General features: G+C 73.0%; 12 protein-coding genes. 5 read left to right on the forward strand and 7 right to left on the reverse strand.

The annotated features are described in order from the left end of the window. Window positions 1–123: 123 nt before the first annotated feature. Complete coding sequence (locus GA0074704_RS07490; RefSeq protein ID WP_088969818.1) at window positions 124–1,110, forward strand: 4-hydroxy-3-methylbut-2-enyl diphosphate reductase; 987 nt, start codon at window positions 124–126, stop codon at window positions 1,108–1,110. 168 nt (window positions 1,111–1,278) lie between these two features. Next, window positions 1,279–1,731 (forward strand): hypothetical protein, encoded by a 453-nt coding sequence (locus GA0074704_RS07495; protein WP_088969819.1) that lies wholly within the window; start codon window positions 1,279–1,281, stop codon window positions 1,729–1,731. A gap of 95 nt (window positions 1,732–1,826) precedes the next feature. Here GA0074704_RS07495 and GA0074704_RS07500 read toward each other — a convergent pair whose 3' ends face one another. From GA0074704_RS07500 to rmuC, 3 genes are all read right to left on the reverse strand, one after another. Next, a complete protein-coding gene (locus GA0074704_RS07500) occupies window positions 1,827–5,057 on the reverse strand; it encodes a S8 family serine peptidase (RefSeq protein WP_197697609.1) in 3,231 nt (1,076 codons plus the stop codon). 299 nt (window positions 5,058–5,356) lie between these two features. Continuing rightward, window positions 5,357–8,689 carry a S8 family serine peptidase gene (locus GA0074704_RS07505; protein ID WP_088969820.1) on the reverse strand — a complete coding sequence of 1,111 codons (3,333 nt, stop codon included), beginning with the start codon at window positions 8,687–8,689 and terminating at the stop codon, window positions 5,357–5,359. 142 nt (window positions 8,690–8,831) lie between these two features. Then, window positions 8,832–10,022, reverse strand: a complete 1,191-nt coding sequence (rmuC, locus tag GA0074704_RS07510; RefSeq protein WP_088969821.1) for a DNA recombination protein RmuC — start codon at window positions 10,020–10,022, stop codon at window positions 8,832–8,834. Between the two features lie 54 nt (window positions 10,023–10,076). Between rmuC and GA0074704_RS07515 the strand changes: the two genes are divergently transcribed. Next, complete coding sequence (locus GA0074704_RS07515; protein WP_088973524.1) at window positions 10,077–10,934, forward strand: hypothetical protein; 858 nt, start codon at window positions 10,077–10,079, stop codon at window positions 10,932–10,934. A gap of 81 nt (window positions 10,935–11,015) precedes the next feature. Here GA0074704_RS07515 and GA0074704_RS07520 read toward each other — a convergent pair whose 3' ends face one another. Together GA0074704_RS07520 and GA0074704_RS07525 are read right to left on the reverse strand one after the other, a co-directional pair. Beyond that, a complete protein-coding gene (locus tag GA0074704_RS07520; protein WP_088969822.1) occupies window positions 11,016–11,981 on the reverse strand; it encodes an alpha/beta hydrolase in 966 nt (321 codons plus the stop codon). Continuing rightward, the gene (locus GA0074704_RS07525; RefSeq protein WP_088969823.1) at window positions 11,978–12,316 is read right to left on the reverse strand and encodes a hypothetical protein; all 339 of its coding nucleotides are present in this window, start codon (window positions 12,314–12,316) and stop codon (window positions 11,978–11,980) included. The genes GA0074704_RS07520 and GA0074704_RS07525 overlap by 4 nt, the downstream gene beginning before the upstream one ends. A gap of 72 nt (window positions 12,317–12,388) precedes the next feature. On the opposite strand from GA0074704_RS07525, the gene GA0074704_RS07530 reads away from it, so the two are divergent. After that, window positions 12,389–12,928, forward strand: a complete 540-nt coding sequence (locus tag GA0074704_RS07530) for a helix-turn-helix domain-containing protein (RefSeq protein WP_088969824.1) — start codon at window positions 12,389–12,391, stop codon at window positions 12,926–12,928. A 69-nt stretch (window positions 12,929–12,997) separates the two neighbouring features. On the opposite strand, the gene ppc is transcribed toward GA0074704_RS07530, so the two are convergent. Both ppc and GA0074704_RS07540 read right to left on the reverse strand, forming a co-directional pair. After that, entirely contained in the window at window positions 12,998–15,784 is a 2,787-nt protein-coding gene (gene ppc / locus GA0074704_RS07535; RefSeq protein WP_088969825.1) for a phosphoenolpyruvate carboxylase, read from the reverse strand. Window positions 15,785–15,912: 128 nt separating this feature from the next. Then, the gene (locus GA0074704_RS07540; RefSeq protein ID WP_088969826.1) at window positions 15,913–16,956 is read right to left on the reverse strand and encodes an ABC-2 transporter permease; all 1,044 of its coding nucleotides are present in this window, start codon (window positions 16,954–16,956) and stop codon (window positions 15,913–15,915) included. 98 nt (window positions 16,957–17,054) lie between these two features. Here GA0074704_RS07540 and GA0074704_RS07545 point away from each other — a divergent pair, with 98 nt between their 5' ends. Beyond that, the gene (locus tag GA0074704_RS07545) at window positions 17,055–18,095 is read left to right on the forward strand and encodes a S66 family peptidase (RefSeq protein ID WP_088969827.1); all 1,041 of its coding nucleotides are present in this window, start codon (window positions 17,055–17,057) and stop codon (window positions 18,093–18,095) included. Window positions 18,096–18,292 lie beyond the last annotated feature (197 nt).

The raw sequence follows: 18,292 nt of genomic DNA on the forward strand, positions 1-18,292 counted from the left end.
CCCTACGGCCCACCCCCACCCCGACCTCGTTGATCATGAAGTTGGCGGCGATGTCGATCTCCAAAACTGCCGCCAACTTCATGATCAACAAGGCGTCGGTGGGGTGGCACGTAGGATGGGTGCGTGACTGAGGCTCAGGTGACTCCGAACGGTAAGCGGGTGCTGCTGGCCAAGCCGCGGGGGTATTGCGCGGGGGTGGACCGGGCGGTGCAGACCGTCGAGGAGGCGCTCAAGCTCTACGGCGCCCCGATCTACGTCCGCAAGCAGATCGTGCACAACAAGCACGTGGTGCGGACCCTGGAGGCCCAGGGCGCGATCTTCGTGGAGGAGAACGAGGAGGTGCCCGAGGGCGCCACCGTCATCTTCTCCGCGCACGGCGTCGCCCCCGAGGTGTACGAGCAGGCGAAGGCCCGGTCGCTGAAGGCCATCGACGCCACCTGCCCGCTGGTGACCAAGGTCCACCAGGAGGCCAAGCGGTTCGCCGCCGAGGACTACGACATCCTGCTCATCGGTCACGAGGGGCACGAGGAGGTCATCGGCACCGCCGGTGAGGCTCCCGCGCACATCCAGCTGGTCGACGGCCCGGACGACGCCGACAAGATCACCGTCCGGGACCCGAACAAGGTCGTCTGGCTCTCCCAGACCACCCTGTCGGTGGACGAGACGCTGGAGACCGTGGCCCGGCTCAAGCAGCGCCTGCCGCTGCTCCAGTCGCCGCCCAGCGACGACATCTGCTACGCCACCTCCAACCGGCAGCACGTGGTCAAGGAGATCGCCCCCGACTGCGATGTGGTGATCGTCGTCGGCTCGCGGAACTCCTCCAACTCGGTCCGGCTGGTCGAGGTCGCCCTGGACGCCGGCGCCCGCGCCGGGCACCTGGTCGACTTCGCCCACGAGATCGACGACGCCTGGCTGACCGGCGCCCGCACGGTCGGCGTCACCTCCGGCGCGAGCGTCCCGGACGAGCTGGTGCAGCAGGTGCTCGCGCACCTGGCCGAGCGGGGCTTCACCGACGTCGAGGAGATCACCACCGCCAACGAGCGGCTGACCTTCTCGCTGCCGCAGGAGCTCAAGCGGGACATGAAGGCCGCCGCGGCGGCCCGGCGCTGACCCCGGGCCGCAGACACAGCGCCGTAGGGCCGGTGGAGTCGTCGGGCCGCCGCGGACGGCGCGACCCGCCCCGGACCGCGGGACCGCCGGGCCTGGTCGGGTAGCGGGGCGCGGGGTGCCGCGCCGGGTGGGTGGAACCGGAGCCGGCCGGCGTACGTCGGATCGGGTATGAAGACGTTTCGGACGGCGGCGCCGGCACTGCTGCTCTGCGCCGCCCTGAGCGCCTGCGGCGGCCAGGGCACCGGCACCCCGCCCCCGGCCAGCTCAGGAGGCACCCCGGTGACCGCATCCCCGACCCCGTCCGAGCCGGTCGGGCCGACCGCGTCGCCGTCACCCACCGTGGTTCCGCCGACCGGCGTGCCTCCGACCGTCCGGCCGCCGAAGAAGCCCGGTGGCCCCACCCTGCCGCCCGGACCGGGCGGGCAGACGCTCACCGGCACCATCGACTCCGGCGTCGAACCCAACTGCCTGCTGCTCGACGGTTACCTGCTGGTCGGCGGGCCGCGCGACGTGCTGAAGCCGGGGGCGAAGGTGACCGTGACCGGTCAGCCGCAGCCGGACATGATGACCACCTGCCAGCAGGGCACCCCGTTCGTGGTCGAGGCCGCCCGCCCCGCCTGAGCCGAGCCGCCCGCCCGGGCAGAAGGCCGGGCCCCGGACGCACGGGAGGCCCGCCCCCGACAGGGGACGGGCCTCCCGGCTGATCGCCGTACGGCTCAGCCGACGTTCTTGACGATCACGTCGCCGCTGCCGATGAGGATGTTGCCGTCGGTACGCGCCTGCACGGTGCCGTAGAGCACCCGACCCTCGCCGGGCGCCGCCTTCACGGTCACCGCACCCGGCACCGTCCACGTCGTACCCGTCGGGCGCGGCGCGTTGGTGTCGGTCACCGCGACCGACCCGAAGGCGGCGTTGGTGAAGACGTCGATGTAGTTGTAGGTGGTCGTGCCGGTGGGCACCGAGTACCCGTCCACCCGGACCTTCCAGGCGCCCGGCTTCGGGCTGCCGATGGTCACCGACTCCTCCGAGTCACCGTCGGCGCTCTGACCGGCCGCGACGCAGGTCCCGGACGTGCAGTCCAGCACGAACAGGTCGAGGTCGGCGCCCGGGTCGGAGGTGCCGCCGATGGTGGCCCGCAGCGAGGTCGAACCGGGGGTGACGGTCACGTCGTACTCCTGCACCGCGTGCGCGGCGATGGAGGGGACGGACTGCCGGGCGCTGCCCAGCGAGCCGCCGCCGACCGCCCGGCCGGTGAACGCGCCGAGGGTGCTGGTCAGCGAGTACTCCCGGGACACCGGGGTGCCGACCGTGGCCGACTCGATCACGTCCGGGTTCGGGCTGACCGTGGCGCCCAGCACCGAGGCGGTGAGGGTGAACGGGGTCCACAGCGCGTCGGAGGTACGTCGACCGTCCACGGTGACCTCCCACACGCCCGGAAGCGGGTTGGAGGTGGTGCGGCTGGTCGGCGAGCCGGTGGCGCAGGCGCCCGCCGCCGGGGAGTAGCAGGAGGTCGACGCGTTGTTGTCGATCGCCACACCGTACGGGTGGAAGCGCAGGAAGCGCGCCTGGCCCGTGCCCGGGGTGCCGTTCGGGCCGGTGAAGTCGACCTTCAGCGCCGGGGTGTTCGCCGGCACCGTGAAGAAGTAGTGCAGGGACTGGTTGCGCCCCACCTTGTCCTGGATCTGGACCTGGTAGTTCGCGTCCGGCACGAAGGTGTACGGCGCGATCACCGTGTTCAGGGTCTGCAGGTCGACGCCGGTGGTGGCCGGGTCGTCCAGGCGCAGGACCGCCGAGTGCGCCCCCGGGCCGGCCGGGTCGATCCGCACGGTCACGGTAACCGGCTTGTTCAGCGGCAGCGCCACCGACGCGTCGGTCGCGAAGGTGCCGTCGTTGCCCACCCAGGACAGGGCGTAGCTGATCGCCTTCGAGCCGCCGCTGGTGCGGGTGAAGGTGTACGTCCGGGTGTACGCCTTGCCGACGGTGACGCCCTCCCGGTCGTAGATGCCGGTGCCGAGGCCCGGCTTGGCCAGGAAGCCGGCGAGCACGGTGTTGACCGGCACGGAGGCGGTGATGTCCACGGTCTTGATGTTCTTGCGCAGCAGCTCGTACGCGGCCGGGACGTTGATCAGGCCGGCGCCCTGCTCGAACGCGCCGGTGTTGTCGATGAACCGGGCCGAGGACATCAGGGCCTGCCGGAGCTGGGCCGGCTTGCGCTGGAAGCCCTGCGCCTTGGCGGCGCCGACCAGCAGCGCGCCCGCGCCCGCCGCCTGCGGGGCGGCCATCGAGGTGCCGTTGAACATCGCGTAACCCGGCGGCAGGTCGTACGTGCCGCCGAGCGGCCCGCCCGGCTGCCAGGTGGGCACCGAGGAGATCGCCGAACCCGGGGCGACGACGCTCGGCTTGAAGCCGCCGTCCTCACGCGGGCCGCGGGAGCTGTAGTAGTGCAGGCTCTCCGCGTACGGCGAGGTGGTGCCGTAGTTCGACCGCAGGGTGGCGTCGGTGACGTACGAGCCGATCGCGAGGGCCCGCTCGGCCACGGCCGGGTCCCCGACGGTGTTCAGGCCCGGGCCGCTGTTGCCGGCCGAGAGGAACATCTGCACGTCGTACTGGTCGATGAGGCGGTTGTAGAGCAACGCCCGGGTGTTGTTGCCGTCGTTGAGCGACGGCAGGCCGCCGATCGACATGTTGATCACGTCGACGTTCGCCTGCTTGGCGGCGTAGATCATGCCCTCGATCAGCGCGCTGGAGGTGCAGCCGCCGACGAAGAGGCAGACCCGGACCGAAACGATCTTGGCGCCGGGGGCGACACCGGTCATCGCGCCGCCGAACAGCCCGTTCGCGGCGGTGATGCCGGCGACGTGCGAGCCGTGGGCGCCGGAGACGATGCCGATGTTGACGAACTTGTTCTTGCCGTCGACCTGGACCACGAAGGGCATCGACTCGTTGATCGCCGTCGCCGGGTCGTCGGTGCCGAAGGTGCCGACGTCGTTGCGGACCTTGTAGTCCGTCATCGCCTTCTCGTCGGCGAAGGAGCCGTCCTGGTCGGCGTCGACCCAGACGTTGCTGCCGCCGTCCCACAGCACGCCGAACAGGCCGCTGCTGCCGGCCGGGTTGCCGTCCCGGTTGACGTCGTTGCCGACCTCGCCGCCGAGGTTGACGTCACGCTCGTTGAAGACGCCGAAGCGGTACGACGTGTTCCCGGGGGCGGTCCAGCTCCGGCCGCCCTGGGTGAACGTCGGTCCCGCGACGGACGTGGTCATGCTGATCCACGTCGGGTCGGCGTCGTCGGTGGGGTGGGTGTAGGTCACCCAGTCGGTGATCTTGCGCTCGCCGGTGGTGGTCTTCTGCAACGCCGGGTGCGACAGGTCGACGCCGGTGTCCAGGATGCCGACGGTGACCCCACGCCCGTCGAGGGTGGGGTGGTCGGCGGTGAAGGTCGCCGCGCCCATGTCCTCGATCGGCATGTACGGGTTGGCCTTCGGGGTCCCGGCGCCCGGGGCGGGCTGCGGGGCGACCGGCTGGGTGCCCTCCGGCTCCGGGTCCGGCACCGGCACCGCCGCGTCGATCTCGACGGTCTGCACGCCGCTGAGGCCGGTGACCCGCTCGACCCGGTCGGTGGGGACCTTCGCGCGCAGGTAGCCGAGGTCGTTGTCCTGGTAGACGACCGTGGCGCCGAGGGCGGTCAGCCCGCTGGCGGCCGTGCCGGCCTGGCCGGAGACGGCACCGACCAGCAGGGTGACCGTCTCGTCGCCGTTGGCCCGGGCCTCGGCGAGCCGCTCGGCGTCGGTGGGGGTCCACCCGACGCTGCTGCTCTTCGGTACGTCGGTGGGGGCGGGCTCGGCGTTCGCGGGGTTACCGGCGAACGCCAGGGTGAGTGCGCCGGCGGTGACCGCCGACGCCACGAGCGCGACCGGTTTCCGGGCGCGCCCGATGCGGGGTTTGCTCACGTCTCTTCCTCCGGAGGGAGAGCAAGGGCCCTGGGGGACAGGGCGGGGGATGTGACGGCGACCTGTCGTGTGCCGTCGGCGACCGTCACTGCGTTGAGCGGCGGAAGTGTGGCCGGCGTTACACGAGTGGCTGCCAGGCAACCGTGCCGTGAAAGGTTGCCCCGGAACAACCGATAACGGTCAGCACCGCACGTCGAACGTCCAATCCCGACGACCCGCCCGGTCGATGCATCGACCCCCGTACGGCGGGAGCCCGCCCCCGGCACGCCGGGAACGGGCTCCTGTGGTGGTGCTGTCGGTCAGTTCACCGCGCCGACGTCCACCGCGCCGCGGCCGACGACCGCGCCCTCGGTGGTGGTCACGGCCAGCTCGCCGTAGAGCTCCCGGCCCGCGGCCGGGGTGGCCAGGGCGGTCACCGTGCCGGTGAGCGTGGCGGTGGCGCCGTTGGCCAGGAAGAGCGGCGTGGCCGGGGCGGACAGCGTGCCCAGCGACGGGGCCGAGAAGGAGTCCCGGTAGTCGTAGGCGGTGCCACCCGTGGCGACCGCGTAACCGTCGACCACGACCCGGTAGGTGCCGGGCTTCGGGTCCTTGACGGTCACCGCCTCCTCCGAGTCACCGTCGGCGGAGCGACCCACCTCGACCTGCTTGCCGTCGACCGTGCTGTAGACGAAGAGGTCCAGATCGGCGCCGAGGTCGCTGGTGTTGCCGATCCGGGCGTTGAACGCGGTGGCGCCGGCCGGGACGTCCACCAGGAACTCCTTGGTGGTGCCCTGGGTGATGGAAGGCCGCTCGGCGTGCACGCTGGACAGCGGGCCACCCTGGCCGGTCACCGAGACCGGACCGAAGGTGTTGGTGACGGTCCAGCTGGCCGCCGTCGGCTCACCGGCCCTGACCGCCGGCAGCTCGATCACGGCCGGTTCCACCTTGACGCCCTGCACCCGCGCCCGCAGCTGGAACGGGTTGTTCAGCGCCGGCGAGGTACGCCGGGACTCGACCTCGATCTCCCAGACCCCGGGGATCGGGTTCTGGTAGTCCCGCTCCTGCGGCTTGCAGGCGGCGGCGTCGGAGAAGTTGGTGTAGCACTGCAGGCTGGAGGTGCTCTCCACCGGCACGCCGTACGGGTTGAACGCGATGAACCGGGTCTGCGAGCCGGTGGCGATCCCGGCGAGGTTCACCTGGAGCGCGCCCGCGCCCGCCGGCACGTTGACGAAGTAGGACGTGAAGCTGTTCCGGTCCACCGAGCCCTCGGCCGACCAGGAGTAGTCCGGCTTGCGCACGTCGGCGGCGGCGACCACCACCGTGGACACCTCGAAGTCGATCCCGACGGTGGCCCGGTCGTCCACGGTCAGGATCGCGCCGTGCGCCCCCGCGGTACGCGGCCTCGCGGTGACCTTCACCGTGACGGTGCGGTTCAGCGGCAGCCGGACGCTCTTCGGCGCGGTGAAGGTGCCGTCGTTGCCGCGCAGCGCCAGCTCGTGCCTGATGCTGCCGGCCGGCCCGCTGGTCCGGGTCAGCTTGACCGCGTACGTGCGGGACTGGCCGACCTGGTGCCCGCCCTGGGCGGCGCCGCAGCGGTTGTAGACGCCGGTGCCGCGACCCGGGTTCGGCTCGTACGCGCCGGAGTCCGGGTTTCGCTTGGTGAGCTGGTCCGACAGCACGGTGCAGACCGGCGCGTCGGCCGTGTACGACCGGGTCGACGGGCCCTTGGCCAGCAGCTTCCAGGCGGCCGGCACGTTGAGCAGGCCGTAGCCCTGGGCGTACGTCGGAACGTCCTTGATCGGCTTGGCCGAGCTGTAGACGGCCCGGCGCAGCGCGGCCGGGGTGACCCCCCGGTCGGTCGCCTTGGCGGCCGAGAGCAGCAGCGCGGCGGCGCCGGCGGCCTGCGGGGCGGCCATCGACGTGCCGTTGAGCATCTGGTAGCCCGGCGGCAGCGGGTAGCCGGCCTCGGCGACCGGGACGCCCGGCTGCCAGGTCGGCGCGGTGGAGATGGCCGAGCCGGGGGCGGCGATGTTCGGCTTGAAGCCGCCGTCCTCGCGCGGGCCCCGGGAGGAGAAGTTGAACAGCGCGTTCTCCTTGCGGACCACCGAACCGTAGTTCGCCAGCCAGGTGGCCTTGCTGATGCTCGCCGCGACGCTGACCACGTCGGTGGCGACCGACGGGTCGCCGACGGTGTTCAGGCCCGGGCCGGAGTTGCCGGCCGAGATGAACATCTGCACGCCGTACGTGTTGATCAGCTCGTTGTAGAGGTCGGCGCGGGCGTTGGCGCCGTCGTTGAGGGCCGGCAGGCCGCCGATCGACATGTTCACCACGTCGACCTTGCGGTTGACCACCAGGTCGACCATGCCGGTGGTGAGCGCCGCGGCGGTGCAGCCGCCACCCCAGGAGCAGGCCCGGGCGGAGACCAGCTTGGCGCCCGGCGCGGCGCCGTCGAACGCGGCGTTGCCGAGCATGTCGTTGGCGGCGGTGATGCCGGCGACGTGCGTGCCGTGGGTCGCCTCGACGATGCCGATGTTGACGTAGTCGTAGTACGGGCCCGGCGCGCCGTCGCCCGGGGTGACGTCGACGTTGCGGCGGTACTCCACCACGAACGGCATCTGGTCCCGCACCGCGGTGGCCGGGTTGTCGGTGCCGAAGTGCCCGACCTGGAACTTCTCCTTGTACGGCCGCATCAGCTCGTCGTCGGTGAAGTCGTTGTTCTGGTTGACGTCCACCCGGATGTCACCGGTCGCCGGGTCGTAGAGGATGCCCCACGCGTCGGTGGTGTCGCCGTCCCGGTTGACGTCGCCCGCCGGGTCGCTGGCCGCGGTGATGCTCTCCCGGAACAGGTTGAACCGGTAGCTGCCGGCCGGTGCCGTCCAGGTGGTGATCCCGGTGGCCGCGGTCCCGGTGGTGAAGGTCGGACCGCTGACCGCGGTGACCATCGGCCGCCAGGTGGCGTCCTCCAGCGGGTCGGTCGCGGTGACCCAGTCGACGATCTTGCGCTCGCCGGTGGTCGTCCGCTGCAGGGCCGGCTGGTCCAGGTCCACCCCGGAGTCCATGATGCCGATGGTGACGCCCCGGCCGTCCCACGCCGGGTGGGCCGCCTTGAACGACTCCGCGCCGGTCTCGTTGGTCGGCATGTACGGGTTGACCGCGCCGGTGTCCGCGCCCGGACCGGCCAGGGTGGCGCCCTGCGCGGCGGCCGTCGTACCGCGCCGCGCGGCCTCCGGCGTCGGGTCGGGCAGCTTGATGGTCTCGTCCAGGTCGACGGCGGACACCCCGGGCAGGGTCGCCGCCCTTAGCGCCTTGGCGGTGGGGACCTTGGCCAGCACGTAGCCGACCTGGTCGTAGCGCTGGCTGACCGAGGCGCCGAGGTCGGTGAGGGCCTTGGCGACCGTGCCGGCCCGGCCCTTCTCGGTGGCGATGATGAGCGTGACGGTCGGGGCGTGCTTCGCCTCGGCCTGGTCGAGGAGCTTGGCGTCGTGCGCGCCGAGCGCCTCCGCCGCGGACTGCGGCGGGGCGTCGGGCGCTCCGGTGGCGGGTGCGGCGGCGGCCGTTGCGGGGCCGCCGGCCACGGTCATGGCACCCGCTGCCACGACCGAGGCGAGAAGCGCGGCGGGAATCCGCCGGCTCCGGTTTCGGGGTTGGCTCACGTTCTCTCTTCCTCCGGAAGACAGGGCCCAGCACAAGGGAGGGCAGACGTGAGCAGAATCCTTCGGGTCGGCCGGCGTCGATGTCACTACCGCTCAGTATGTTGTGACCAGGTCGTGACGTGAAGCGCTGCCGAGCGTCATATCAACGGTGGAGGTCCGACTCGGACGGTCGGCCGTCCACACCGGTCACGGTGGAGGGTTCGAGCAGCTCGGGGGCCTGCGGCTGGCGCGGGGCCAACTCCACCTGGGCGGGGGTCGCCAACTCCTGGTCGGAGACGCCCAGCTCGGCGAGCTTGCGCGCACTGACCAGCACCCGCGCCTCCAACGACCCCACCGCCCGGTTGTACGCCGTGACCGCCCCGCCGAGCGACGAGCCGAGCTTCCCGACGTGCTCGCCGAGGGTGGCCAGCCGGCCGTACAGCTCGCGGGCCAGCGAGTGCACCGCCACCGCGTTGCGGGCCAGCACCTCCTGCCGCCACGAGTAGGCCACCGTGCGCAGCAACGCGACCAGGGTCGCCGGGGTGGCCAGCACCACGTTGCGGGCGAAGGCGTGCTCCAGCAGCGTCGGATCGCGCTGCAACGCCACGTCGAGGAACGGGTCCGCCGGCACGAAGAGCACCACGAACTCGGGGGTGCTGTCGAACGCCGCCCAGTAGGTCTTCGCGGCCAGCGCGTCCACGTGCCCCCGCAGGTGCCGCGCGTGCGCGTCGAGGTGGGTGTCGCGGCCCCGCTCGTCGCCCGCCTCCATCGCGGTGAGGTAGGCGTCGAAGGGCGCCTTGGCGTCCACCACCACCGTCCGGCCGCCGTGCAGCCGGACCACCAGGTCGGGGCGTACCCCCTGGTGGTCGGTGGCGGCGGTGACCTGCTCGTTGAAGTCGCAGTGCTCCAGCATGCCGGCGGCCTCGACGATCCGGCGCAGCTGGTGCTCGCCCCACCGGCCGCGCACCTGCGGGGCGCGCAGCGCGGCCACCAGCTGCTTGGTCTCGGTGCGCAGCTCGCCCGAGACGGTGCTCATCGAGCGGACCTGCTCGCGCAGTTCGGCGTAGGCGTCGACCCGGTCGCGCTCCAGCTCGCCGACGCGCTGCTCGTAGCGGCGCAGGGTGTCGTGCAGCGGGGCCACCGCCCGGGCCACCGCCTCCTGCGACTGGGCGGTCGCCTCGTAGCTCAACGCCCGCATCGACTGCTCCAGCCGGCCCTCGCCCTCCCGGGTGGCGGCGAGCGTGGCCTCCAGCCGGGCGATGTCGGCGGCCGACCGCGACCGCGCGGCCAGCCAGCCGAGCGCGCCACCGGCGGCGAGACAGAGCACCACCACGGCCACCGTCGAGAAGCTCATGGCGAAAGCTTGCCAAACGGGTACGACGTGCGCCCGCTGGGTACGTTCGAGGTCATGGAAGCTGCGCTGTGGCTGGTCCTGGTGCTGATGCTCGGAGGTGCGCTGGTGTTCTGGCGGTGGGGGAGCAGGTCACGCAGGGCCACCGAGCTGGCCGACGCCCGGGCGGAGGCCCAGCGCTGGTACGAGCGCCTCGGCGGCCAGCTGATGAACCTGCACGGCGAGGAGCCGGCGGTACGCCAGGCCCTGGCCGACGCCGGTGAGCGGTACAACGCGGCCGGCTCGCAGCTGGAGCAGGCCCGCACCCCGCACCAGTTCGCGCTGGCCCGGGAGACCGCGCTGGAGGGCCTTGCCTACATCCGGGCGGCCCGCACGGCGATGGGCATCGACCCGGGCCCCGAACTGCCCCCGCTGGCCGCCGCCCGGGGCTCCGGCATGCTCACCCGCGAGCGCGAGGTCAACGTGCAGGGGCAGACCTTCCGGGCCGGCCCGCAGCCGGGCCGGCAGACGCCCTACTACTACCCGGGCGGCCGTTACCAGGGCCGGTCCGTGCCGGCCGGCTGGTATTCGACCCCGTGGTGGAAGACGGCGCTGGGCGCCGGCGCCGGGGTGCTCGGCGGCATGCTGATCGCCGACGCGCTCTTCTCACCCGCCTTCGCCGACCCGGGCTACGGCTACGACGAGGGCTACCAGGCCGGCTTCGACGACGGCCAGGATCAGGGCGACTTCGGCGGCGACCAGGGTGACTACGGCGACCAGGGGGGTGACCAGTTCGCCGGCAACGACTTCGGCGGGGGCAACGACTTCGGTGGTGGCGGCAACGATCTCTCCGGCGGCGGTGACTTCGGCGGCTGGGGTGGCGGTGACTTCGGCGGGGGCGACTTCGGCGGGGACTTCGGCGGCGGAGACTGGTGACCCGCCGCTGACCGCGGGACTGTGTGGCCCACATGAGCGTGATACCTCAGAGGAATAATGATGCCTCTGAGGTATCACGCCTCACCGGGAGATGTCTTCGGCGGACCCTGACCGCTGCTCTCCAGCCGGTGGGCCGGCCTGACGCAGTACCCAGTCCCGGACCAGATCGGTCACCGAGGGGTCGACCGGCCCGCGAACCTCCCTGCGGTACGCCGACAACGCCGGCCGTCCCGGTTGTCGGCGCAGCACGTGTGTCACGTCCGGCAGCCGGTGGGTCTCCACCGGGCCGCCGGCCTCGGCGGCGATCAGGTCGAGGTCGTCCGGGTCCGCCTGGAGATCCTTGGTGCCGGTGACGGCGAGGATCGGGGCGTCGAGGCGGGCGAGGTCGGGCCGGGGGTCGTAGTCGAGGAACTCCCGGAACCAGCGGGCGTTGTACCGCCGGCCGCCCACCCGGGTGACGTCCCCGGTGGTCGCCCGGAGCCGGTCGTGGTTGCGGGCCACCTTCGCCTCCAGGTCGGTGCGGGTCAGCCGGAGCAGGGCGCGGACCGGTGCGGGCAGGGTGGGCGCCAGCCGGCGGGCCTGCCAGCGCAGGGCGGCGTCACCGCGCTTGCCGGTGGCGGCCAGCAGCACCAGGCCGGCCACCGGCGCACCACGCGCGGCGAGCGCCACCGCGGTGAGCGCTCCCTCGCTGTGCCCGACCAGGAAGATCGGACGGCCGGCCAGTTCCGGCAACCCGGTCAGCGCCCGCACCGCCGCCTCGGCGTCGTCGACGTTGTCGTGGAAACCCGTCCGCAGGAACTCCCCGGCGCTGGCCCCGACGCCCCGCCGGTCGTACCGGAAGGAGGCCGCGCCGGCCTCGGCGAGGGCGACCGCGAGGTCCCGGGACACGGCCAGGGGCAGGCGCCGCATGTTGCCGTCCCGGTCCAGCGGCCCGGACCCGGGTAGCAGCAGGGCGACCGCGGCCGGCGATGCGTCGTCGGGCAGCAGCAGGGTGCCGACCAGGCGGAACCCGGCCGACGTGAAGCTCAGCTCCCGTTCCCGGCTCACCGCAGCCGCCGGGCGAGGGCCGTGGCGTCGTCCGATCCGATCAGCAGGCTGTCGTACGGCTGCCCGGACAGGGTGATCCGGACGGCCGGCTGGCCGGCGCGGACGGTGACGAACTCGGTGCCGACGCGGCTCCGCCAGCGGCCCACGTTGCGCAGGCCGGGCAGGCCCAGGCCCGGTGCGCGCAGGCCGCGGATCGCGGTCACCGCGTTCGGGACCACCTCTGCCCTGCGGACGGCGGTGCGCGGGAAGCTGAGGTCGCCCCGGAGCGCGAAGATCTTCTCCGTGGTGCTGAGGCGGACCCGGATCCGGTCCGCGGTGATCTCGACCGTGGCCATGGTGACGCTCCCCTCATCGGCTATTCTCTCTACCGAGAACGTTATCACGAATGAGAATGATAGGAGACGGTCATGCCGCCGGAGGGCACCGCGGATCTGCTGCTCCATCCGGTGCGACTGCGCATCGTGCAGGCGTTCCTCGGGGGCCGGACGCTCACCACCGGCGAGCTACGCGAGGCCCTGCCGGACGTCCCGGCCGCCACGCTCTACCGGCAGGTCGCCACGCTCGCGGCGCACGACGTGCTGCGCACGGTCGGCGAACGCCGGGTCCGGGGCGCCGTCGAACGGACCTACCGGCTGCACGAGGCGGCGGCCTCGGTGGACGCGGATGCCGCCGCCTCGATGTCCCCGGAAGAGCACCGGCGGGCCTTCCGCACCTTCGTCGCGCAGCTGCTCGCCGACTTCGACGGTTACCTCGACGCCGGTGGCGGCGACCTCGGGCGGGACCTCGGTGGCTACCGGCAGAACGCGTTCCACGTCACCGACGACGAGCTGACGGAGTTCCTCACCCGCTTCCGGGCGCTCTTCGCCGAGTACGCCGCCCTGGGGCCCGGCCCGGACCGGGTGCGTCGGCTGCTCACCACCGTGCTGCTGCCGTCCCCCGACCGCTGACCGGCGCGGCGACCCTCCGGAACGGGAAAGGGCCCCCGCCAGCTCGGCAGGGGCCCCTCCTCGCGCCGGTCAGCCGGTGTTGCGCATGCCGGCGGCGATGCCGTTGACAGTGGTGAGCAGCGCCCGCTCCAGCGCGGTGCCGTCGCTCGGGGCACGCCGGCCGCCCGGCGCGGTCGCCACCGCCCGGGTGGCCGCCCCGGAGTCGCGGTACTGCCGCAGCAGCGCCACCTGGAGGTGGTGCAGCGGCTCCAGGTAGGTGTCCCGCACCGCGAGGGTGCGCTGGAGCACCGGGGAGTTCTCCAGCAGCGCCGGGGAGGCGGTGACCGCGAGCACCTCCCGCTTGGTCAGCTCGTACTCCTCCTCGATCTTGTGGAAGATCGGGTGCAGCTTCTTCGGGACCAGGGTCTCGACGTACCGGCGGGCGATGCTCAGGTCGGTCTTGGTCAGCATCATCTCCACGTTGGACAGGAACGTCCGGAAGAAGTGCCAGTTCCGGTTCATCTCGGCCAGCACGTCCTCCAGGCCGGCGGCCCGGGCGGCGGCCAGGCCGGAGCCGACCCCGAACCAGCCCGGCACGATCTGCCGGGTCTGGGTCCAGCCGAACACCCACGGGATGGCCCGCAGGCCGGACAGGCCGGCGCCGGTGTTCGGCCGCTTGGCCGGCCGGGAGCCGATGTTCAGCGCGCCGAGCAGCTCGGTCGGGGTGGACGCCCAGAAGTACGCCGGCAGGTCCGGATCCTCCACCAGCGACCGGTAGCGCGAGAACGCCGCGTCGGAGATCACGTCCATCGACGCGTCCCAGCGCTCCAGCTGCTCGGCGGGCTGCCGGGGGGCCGTGTGCAGCAGCGTCGCCTGGAGCACCGCGGCCACGGTCAGCTCCAGGTTCTCCCGGGCCAGTGCGGGCAGCGTGTACTTGTCGGAGATGACCTCGCCCTGCTCGGTCACCTTGATCGCGCCGTCGAGCGTGCCGTACGGCTGGGCCAGGATCGCGTCGTGGGTGGGGCCACCACCGCGACCGACCGTGCCGCCACGGCCGTGGAAGAGCCGTAGGTGCACCCCGTGCCGGGCGGCCACGTCCCGCAGCGCCCGCTGCGCCCGGTGGATCGACCACTGGCTGGTGGTGATGCCGGCCTCCTTGTTGGAGTCGGAGTAGCCCAGCATCACCTCCTGCACGTCGCCCCGGGCCGCGACCAGCGCCCGGTACGCCGGCAGCGACAGCAGCTCGTCGAGGAGCTCACCGCCGGCGTTCAGCTCGGCCGGGGTCTCCAGCAGCGGCACGATGCCGATCCGGGCCCGGCCGCTGTGCACGTCGACCAGGCCGGCCTCGCGGGCCAGCACCACCGCGGCGAGGACGTCGTCCACGCCGAGGGTCATCGAGATGATGTACGACTCGATCACCTCGGTGCCGAACCGGTCCTGCGCCTCCCGGATCGTGCCGAACACGTCGAAGGTCTTGCGGGCGCTCTCGGTCAACGGGGTGTCGACGTTGGAGAGCGGGCGGCGGCCGGTCAGCTCGTCGGCGAGCAGCTTGGTGCGCTCCAGCCGGGTCAGCGATGGATAGTCGGGGACCTCCCCGACCGCCGCGTAGAGCTGGGTGAGCACCTCGTGGTGCTTCTCGGCGTGCTCCCGGACGTCCATGGTCGCCAGGTGCAGGCCGAACGCGGAGACCGTACGGATGGTGGAGGCGAGCCGGCCCACGGCGGTGAGCTGCCCGGAGTTGCGGGCCAGCGAGGCGCGCAGCAGCTCCAGGTCGGCGATCAGCTCGGCCGAGCCGCGGTAGTCCCGGCCCGGGACGTGCGCGGTGCCGGCACGCAGCCGCTCCCGGGTGTTGGCCAGCTTGGCGCGGACGCACCGGGCCTTGAGCCGGTACGGCTCCTCGGCGTTGACCCGCCGGAACCGGGGCGCCACCTCGGGCAGCGCGTCCAGGTCGGCGGCGAGGCTGGCGGAGAGGTCCAGCGACACCGCGCGCAGCCGGCGGGAGACCGACACCTCGCTGATCAGCTCGTCCATCGCCGCCTCGGTGGCCGCGATGCCGTGCTCGTGCTGGATCGCCAGCACCTCGCGGGTGACCAGCGGGGTGACGAACGGGTTGCCGTCGCGGTCGCCGCCGATCCAGGTGCCGAAGGTCAGCGGGCGGGCCGTCGGGGAGGTCTCCACTCCCAGGGTGCGTAGCGTGTCGGCAAGGTCGTCGAGGACCTGCGGGGCGGCCTCGGCGTAGAGGTCGCGCAGGTAGTAGATCGCGTTGCGGGCCTCGTCGGTCGGGTCCGGCCGGTCCAACCGCAGCTCGTCGGTCTGCCACATCAGGTCCAGCAGCTCGGCCAGGCGCCGGTTGGCCGGCCCCTCGTCGCTGGCCCCGTAGAGGATCGCGTTGGCGGTCTCGGTGTCCAGCTCGTCGGCGATCGCCCGCAGCTTGGACAGGATCGACCGGCGGGCCGCCTCGGTGGGGTGGGCGGTGAAGACCGGGCGTACCGCCAGCCGGCGGGCGGCGGCGGCGATCTCCTCGGCCGGCACCCCGCGCTCGGCGATCATCTTGGCGGCCTGGTCCAGCCAGCCGCCGTCGGTGGCCCGGCGGCGGCGCAGGTCCCGCGCGCGGTGCACCTGCTCGGTGATGTTGGCCAGGTGGAAGTAGGTGGAGAAGGCCCGGGCCAGCTTGGTGCCGGTGGTGACGTCGAGCCCGCCGAGCCGCTGGGCGGCGGCCGGGGCGTCGGAACGGACCTGGGCCCGGATCTCCTCGACGAGGTCGAGCAGCGGGCGCCCCTCCTGGCGGGCCAGGGTCTGGCCGAGCAGGGTGCCGAGGCGGCGGATGTCGGCCCGCAGGGCGGCGTCGGGGCCGTCGTGGTCGTACTGGTCGGTCACGTCGCGCTCCTCACGTGAGTACGAAGGACAGCGCTGTCCGACTCAGCCGATCGTATCCAGGTCGCCCCCGATGCGCGGAAGGGGCCCGCGATGTCGCGCTGCGCACAACACGCGAACCGGCGTTCCGGTCAGTCACCGGAGGGCCGGTCGGCCGGGGCGGTGCGGCGGGCGTCGGACCGGCGGGCCCGGGCGTCCCAGAACAGCGTGGCGCCGAGCAGCGCGAGCACCGCCGCGCCGGTCCAGACCAGCAGGCCGGTGAGTGACCAGCCGGCCGACCGACGGTCGAAGTAGACCGCCGACTTGATCAGGTCGGTGGCCAGCCCGGGCACGTTCCACCGGTGCATGCCGCGCAGCGCGGCGGGCAGGAACTCGGGGGCGTAGATGCCGCCTGACCCAGGGTTGCCGAGGATCACCAGCAGCAGGATGACGATGCCGGTGCCGAGCAGGCCGAGCCAGGCCTGCACGGCGGAGGCGATCATCGCGGCGGCGAAGACGGCCAGCGCGCCGACCGCGGCGACCGCCGGGATGTCGTGGTGCCAGACGTCCAGGACCGGACCGACCAGCGTCGCGCCGACGATGCCCAGGACGATCGAGTACGCCGCCAGCGCGGCCACCCGCAGCCCGGCCCGGCGCAGGCTCCGGGGCGAGGTGCCGGTCTTCAGGCCCAGCGCGGTGGAGGCCAGGTAGCCGCCGAGGACGTACCCGACGGCCAGGTAGAACGGCACCAGGCCGCGTGGGTCGCTGCTCTCCACCGGCACCTCGTCGGTCACCCGCAGCGGCAGTTGGGCCTGCTGGGCGGCCTGGCCGAGGACCTGGGTGACCACCTCGGTGGCGGCCGGCGCCGAGGCGCTGGCGATGGCCAGGCGCAGCCCGCCGCCGGGGGCGGAGGCCAGCACGCCGTACACCTCGCGGGCGGTCAGCCCGTCGTCGGCGGCGTCCGGGTCGTCGTACTCGACGGGCTTGATCTTGTCGGTCTTCCCGCGGACCGCCGCCATGACGGCCTGGGCCTGCTGGTCGCCGAGGACCACCCCGACCGGCACGTCGCGCGGGTTGGGTTGGTGCAGCGCCCCGACGTACGCGGCGATGAACGCGGTGGCCAGCGCCAACGTGCCGAGCAGCAGCGCCGCCGTGCGGGGCAGCCAGTCGCGCAACCGTTCCGACTCCTCGTCCACGCTGCCAGCCTATGGCCGGGTTCGCCGGGCTTGTGGGGTTTCGCCGGCCTGGTACGTCGGGGCGGAAATCCGCTGGCCGGGCGGGATAGCGTCCGGACATGGGACTGCCGAGCTACCCCCCGAAGCCCCGCCCCGGCGACCGCGTCGCCGTCGTCTCCCCCTCCGCCGGCCTGAGCGGGCTCTTCCCGCACGTGCACGAGCTGGGGCTGCGGCGGCTGCGCGAGGAGTTCGGCCTGGAACCGGTCGAGTACCCGACCACCCGGGTGATGGGCGCCGACCCGCGCGACCGCGCCCGCGACCTCACCGCCGCCTTCGCCGACCCGACGGTCACCGCCGTGCTCGCCACCGTCGGCGGCGAAGACCTGATCACCGTCACCCCGCACCTGGACGACGCGGTGCTGCGGGCCAACCCGAAGCCGTACTTCGGCTACTCCGACAACACCAACATGCTCAACCACCTGTACCGGCTGGGGATCGTGGCGTACCACGGCGGGTCGGTGCTGGTGCACCTCGGCCGCCCCGGCAAGCCGCACCCGCTGACCTTCGACTCGCTGCGCGCCGCCCTGTTCACCTCCGACTGGTACGACCTCACCCCCGCCCCCGAGTGGGGTGACAAGCCGAACCCGTGGGAGCAGCCGGAGACGCTGGCGTACGAGCCGGAGATGCTCCCCGGCGAGGGCTGGCACTGGCAGGGGCCGTCGACCGTGGTGCAGGGCCGCAGCTGGGGCGGCTGCCTGGAGGTGCTGCACTTCCTGATGGCCGCCGACCGGGTGCCGTCGAACGAGGAGCTGGCCGGCTCGGTGCTGTTCTTCGAGACCTCCAACGAGCTGCCCCCGGCCAAGCAGGTCTACCGGATCCTGCGCGACATGGGGGAGCGCGGGATGCTCGCCGGCTTCCCGGCGGTGCTGGTCGGCCGGGCCAAGGCGTGGGACTTCGGCCGTCCGCACACCGTGCCGGAGCGGCGGGCGTGGGCCGACGAGCAGCGGGCCGCGGTCACCCGGGCGCTGGCCGAGTACGCCGACGACCCGGTGGTGGTCTTCGACGTCGACCTCGGGCACACCGACCCGCAGCTGATCGTCCCGGCCGGCGGCGAGGTCCGGGTCGACGCGGTCGAGCGGCGGATCTCGGTGCGCTACTGATCCTCCGGCGGCCTGCCGGCTCGAGCTCCGCAGAGCGGCGGCGGCGGCGGACCATGGTTCCAGGCGCTACAGACTTGAGAGCACGGATGACTCAGCCAGCGAGGCGCCCGCCGGCTCCGGCGGCCGTGCCCTGGTGTTCGAGATCCGCCGCCGCCGCTTCCACCGGGAGCCATTCCAGCCCGGATGAGTCGTCCACG

Origin of the sequence: Micromonospora siamensis, from assembly GCF_900090305.1 — a bacterium.
Lineage (GTDB): Bacteria > Actinomycetota > Actinomycetes > Mycobacteriales > Micromonosporaceae > Micromonospora > Micromonospora siamensis.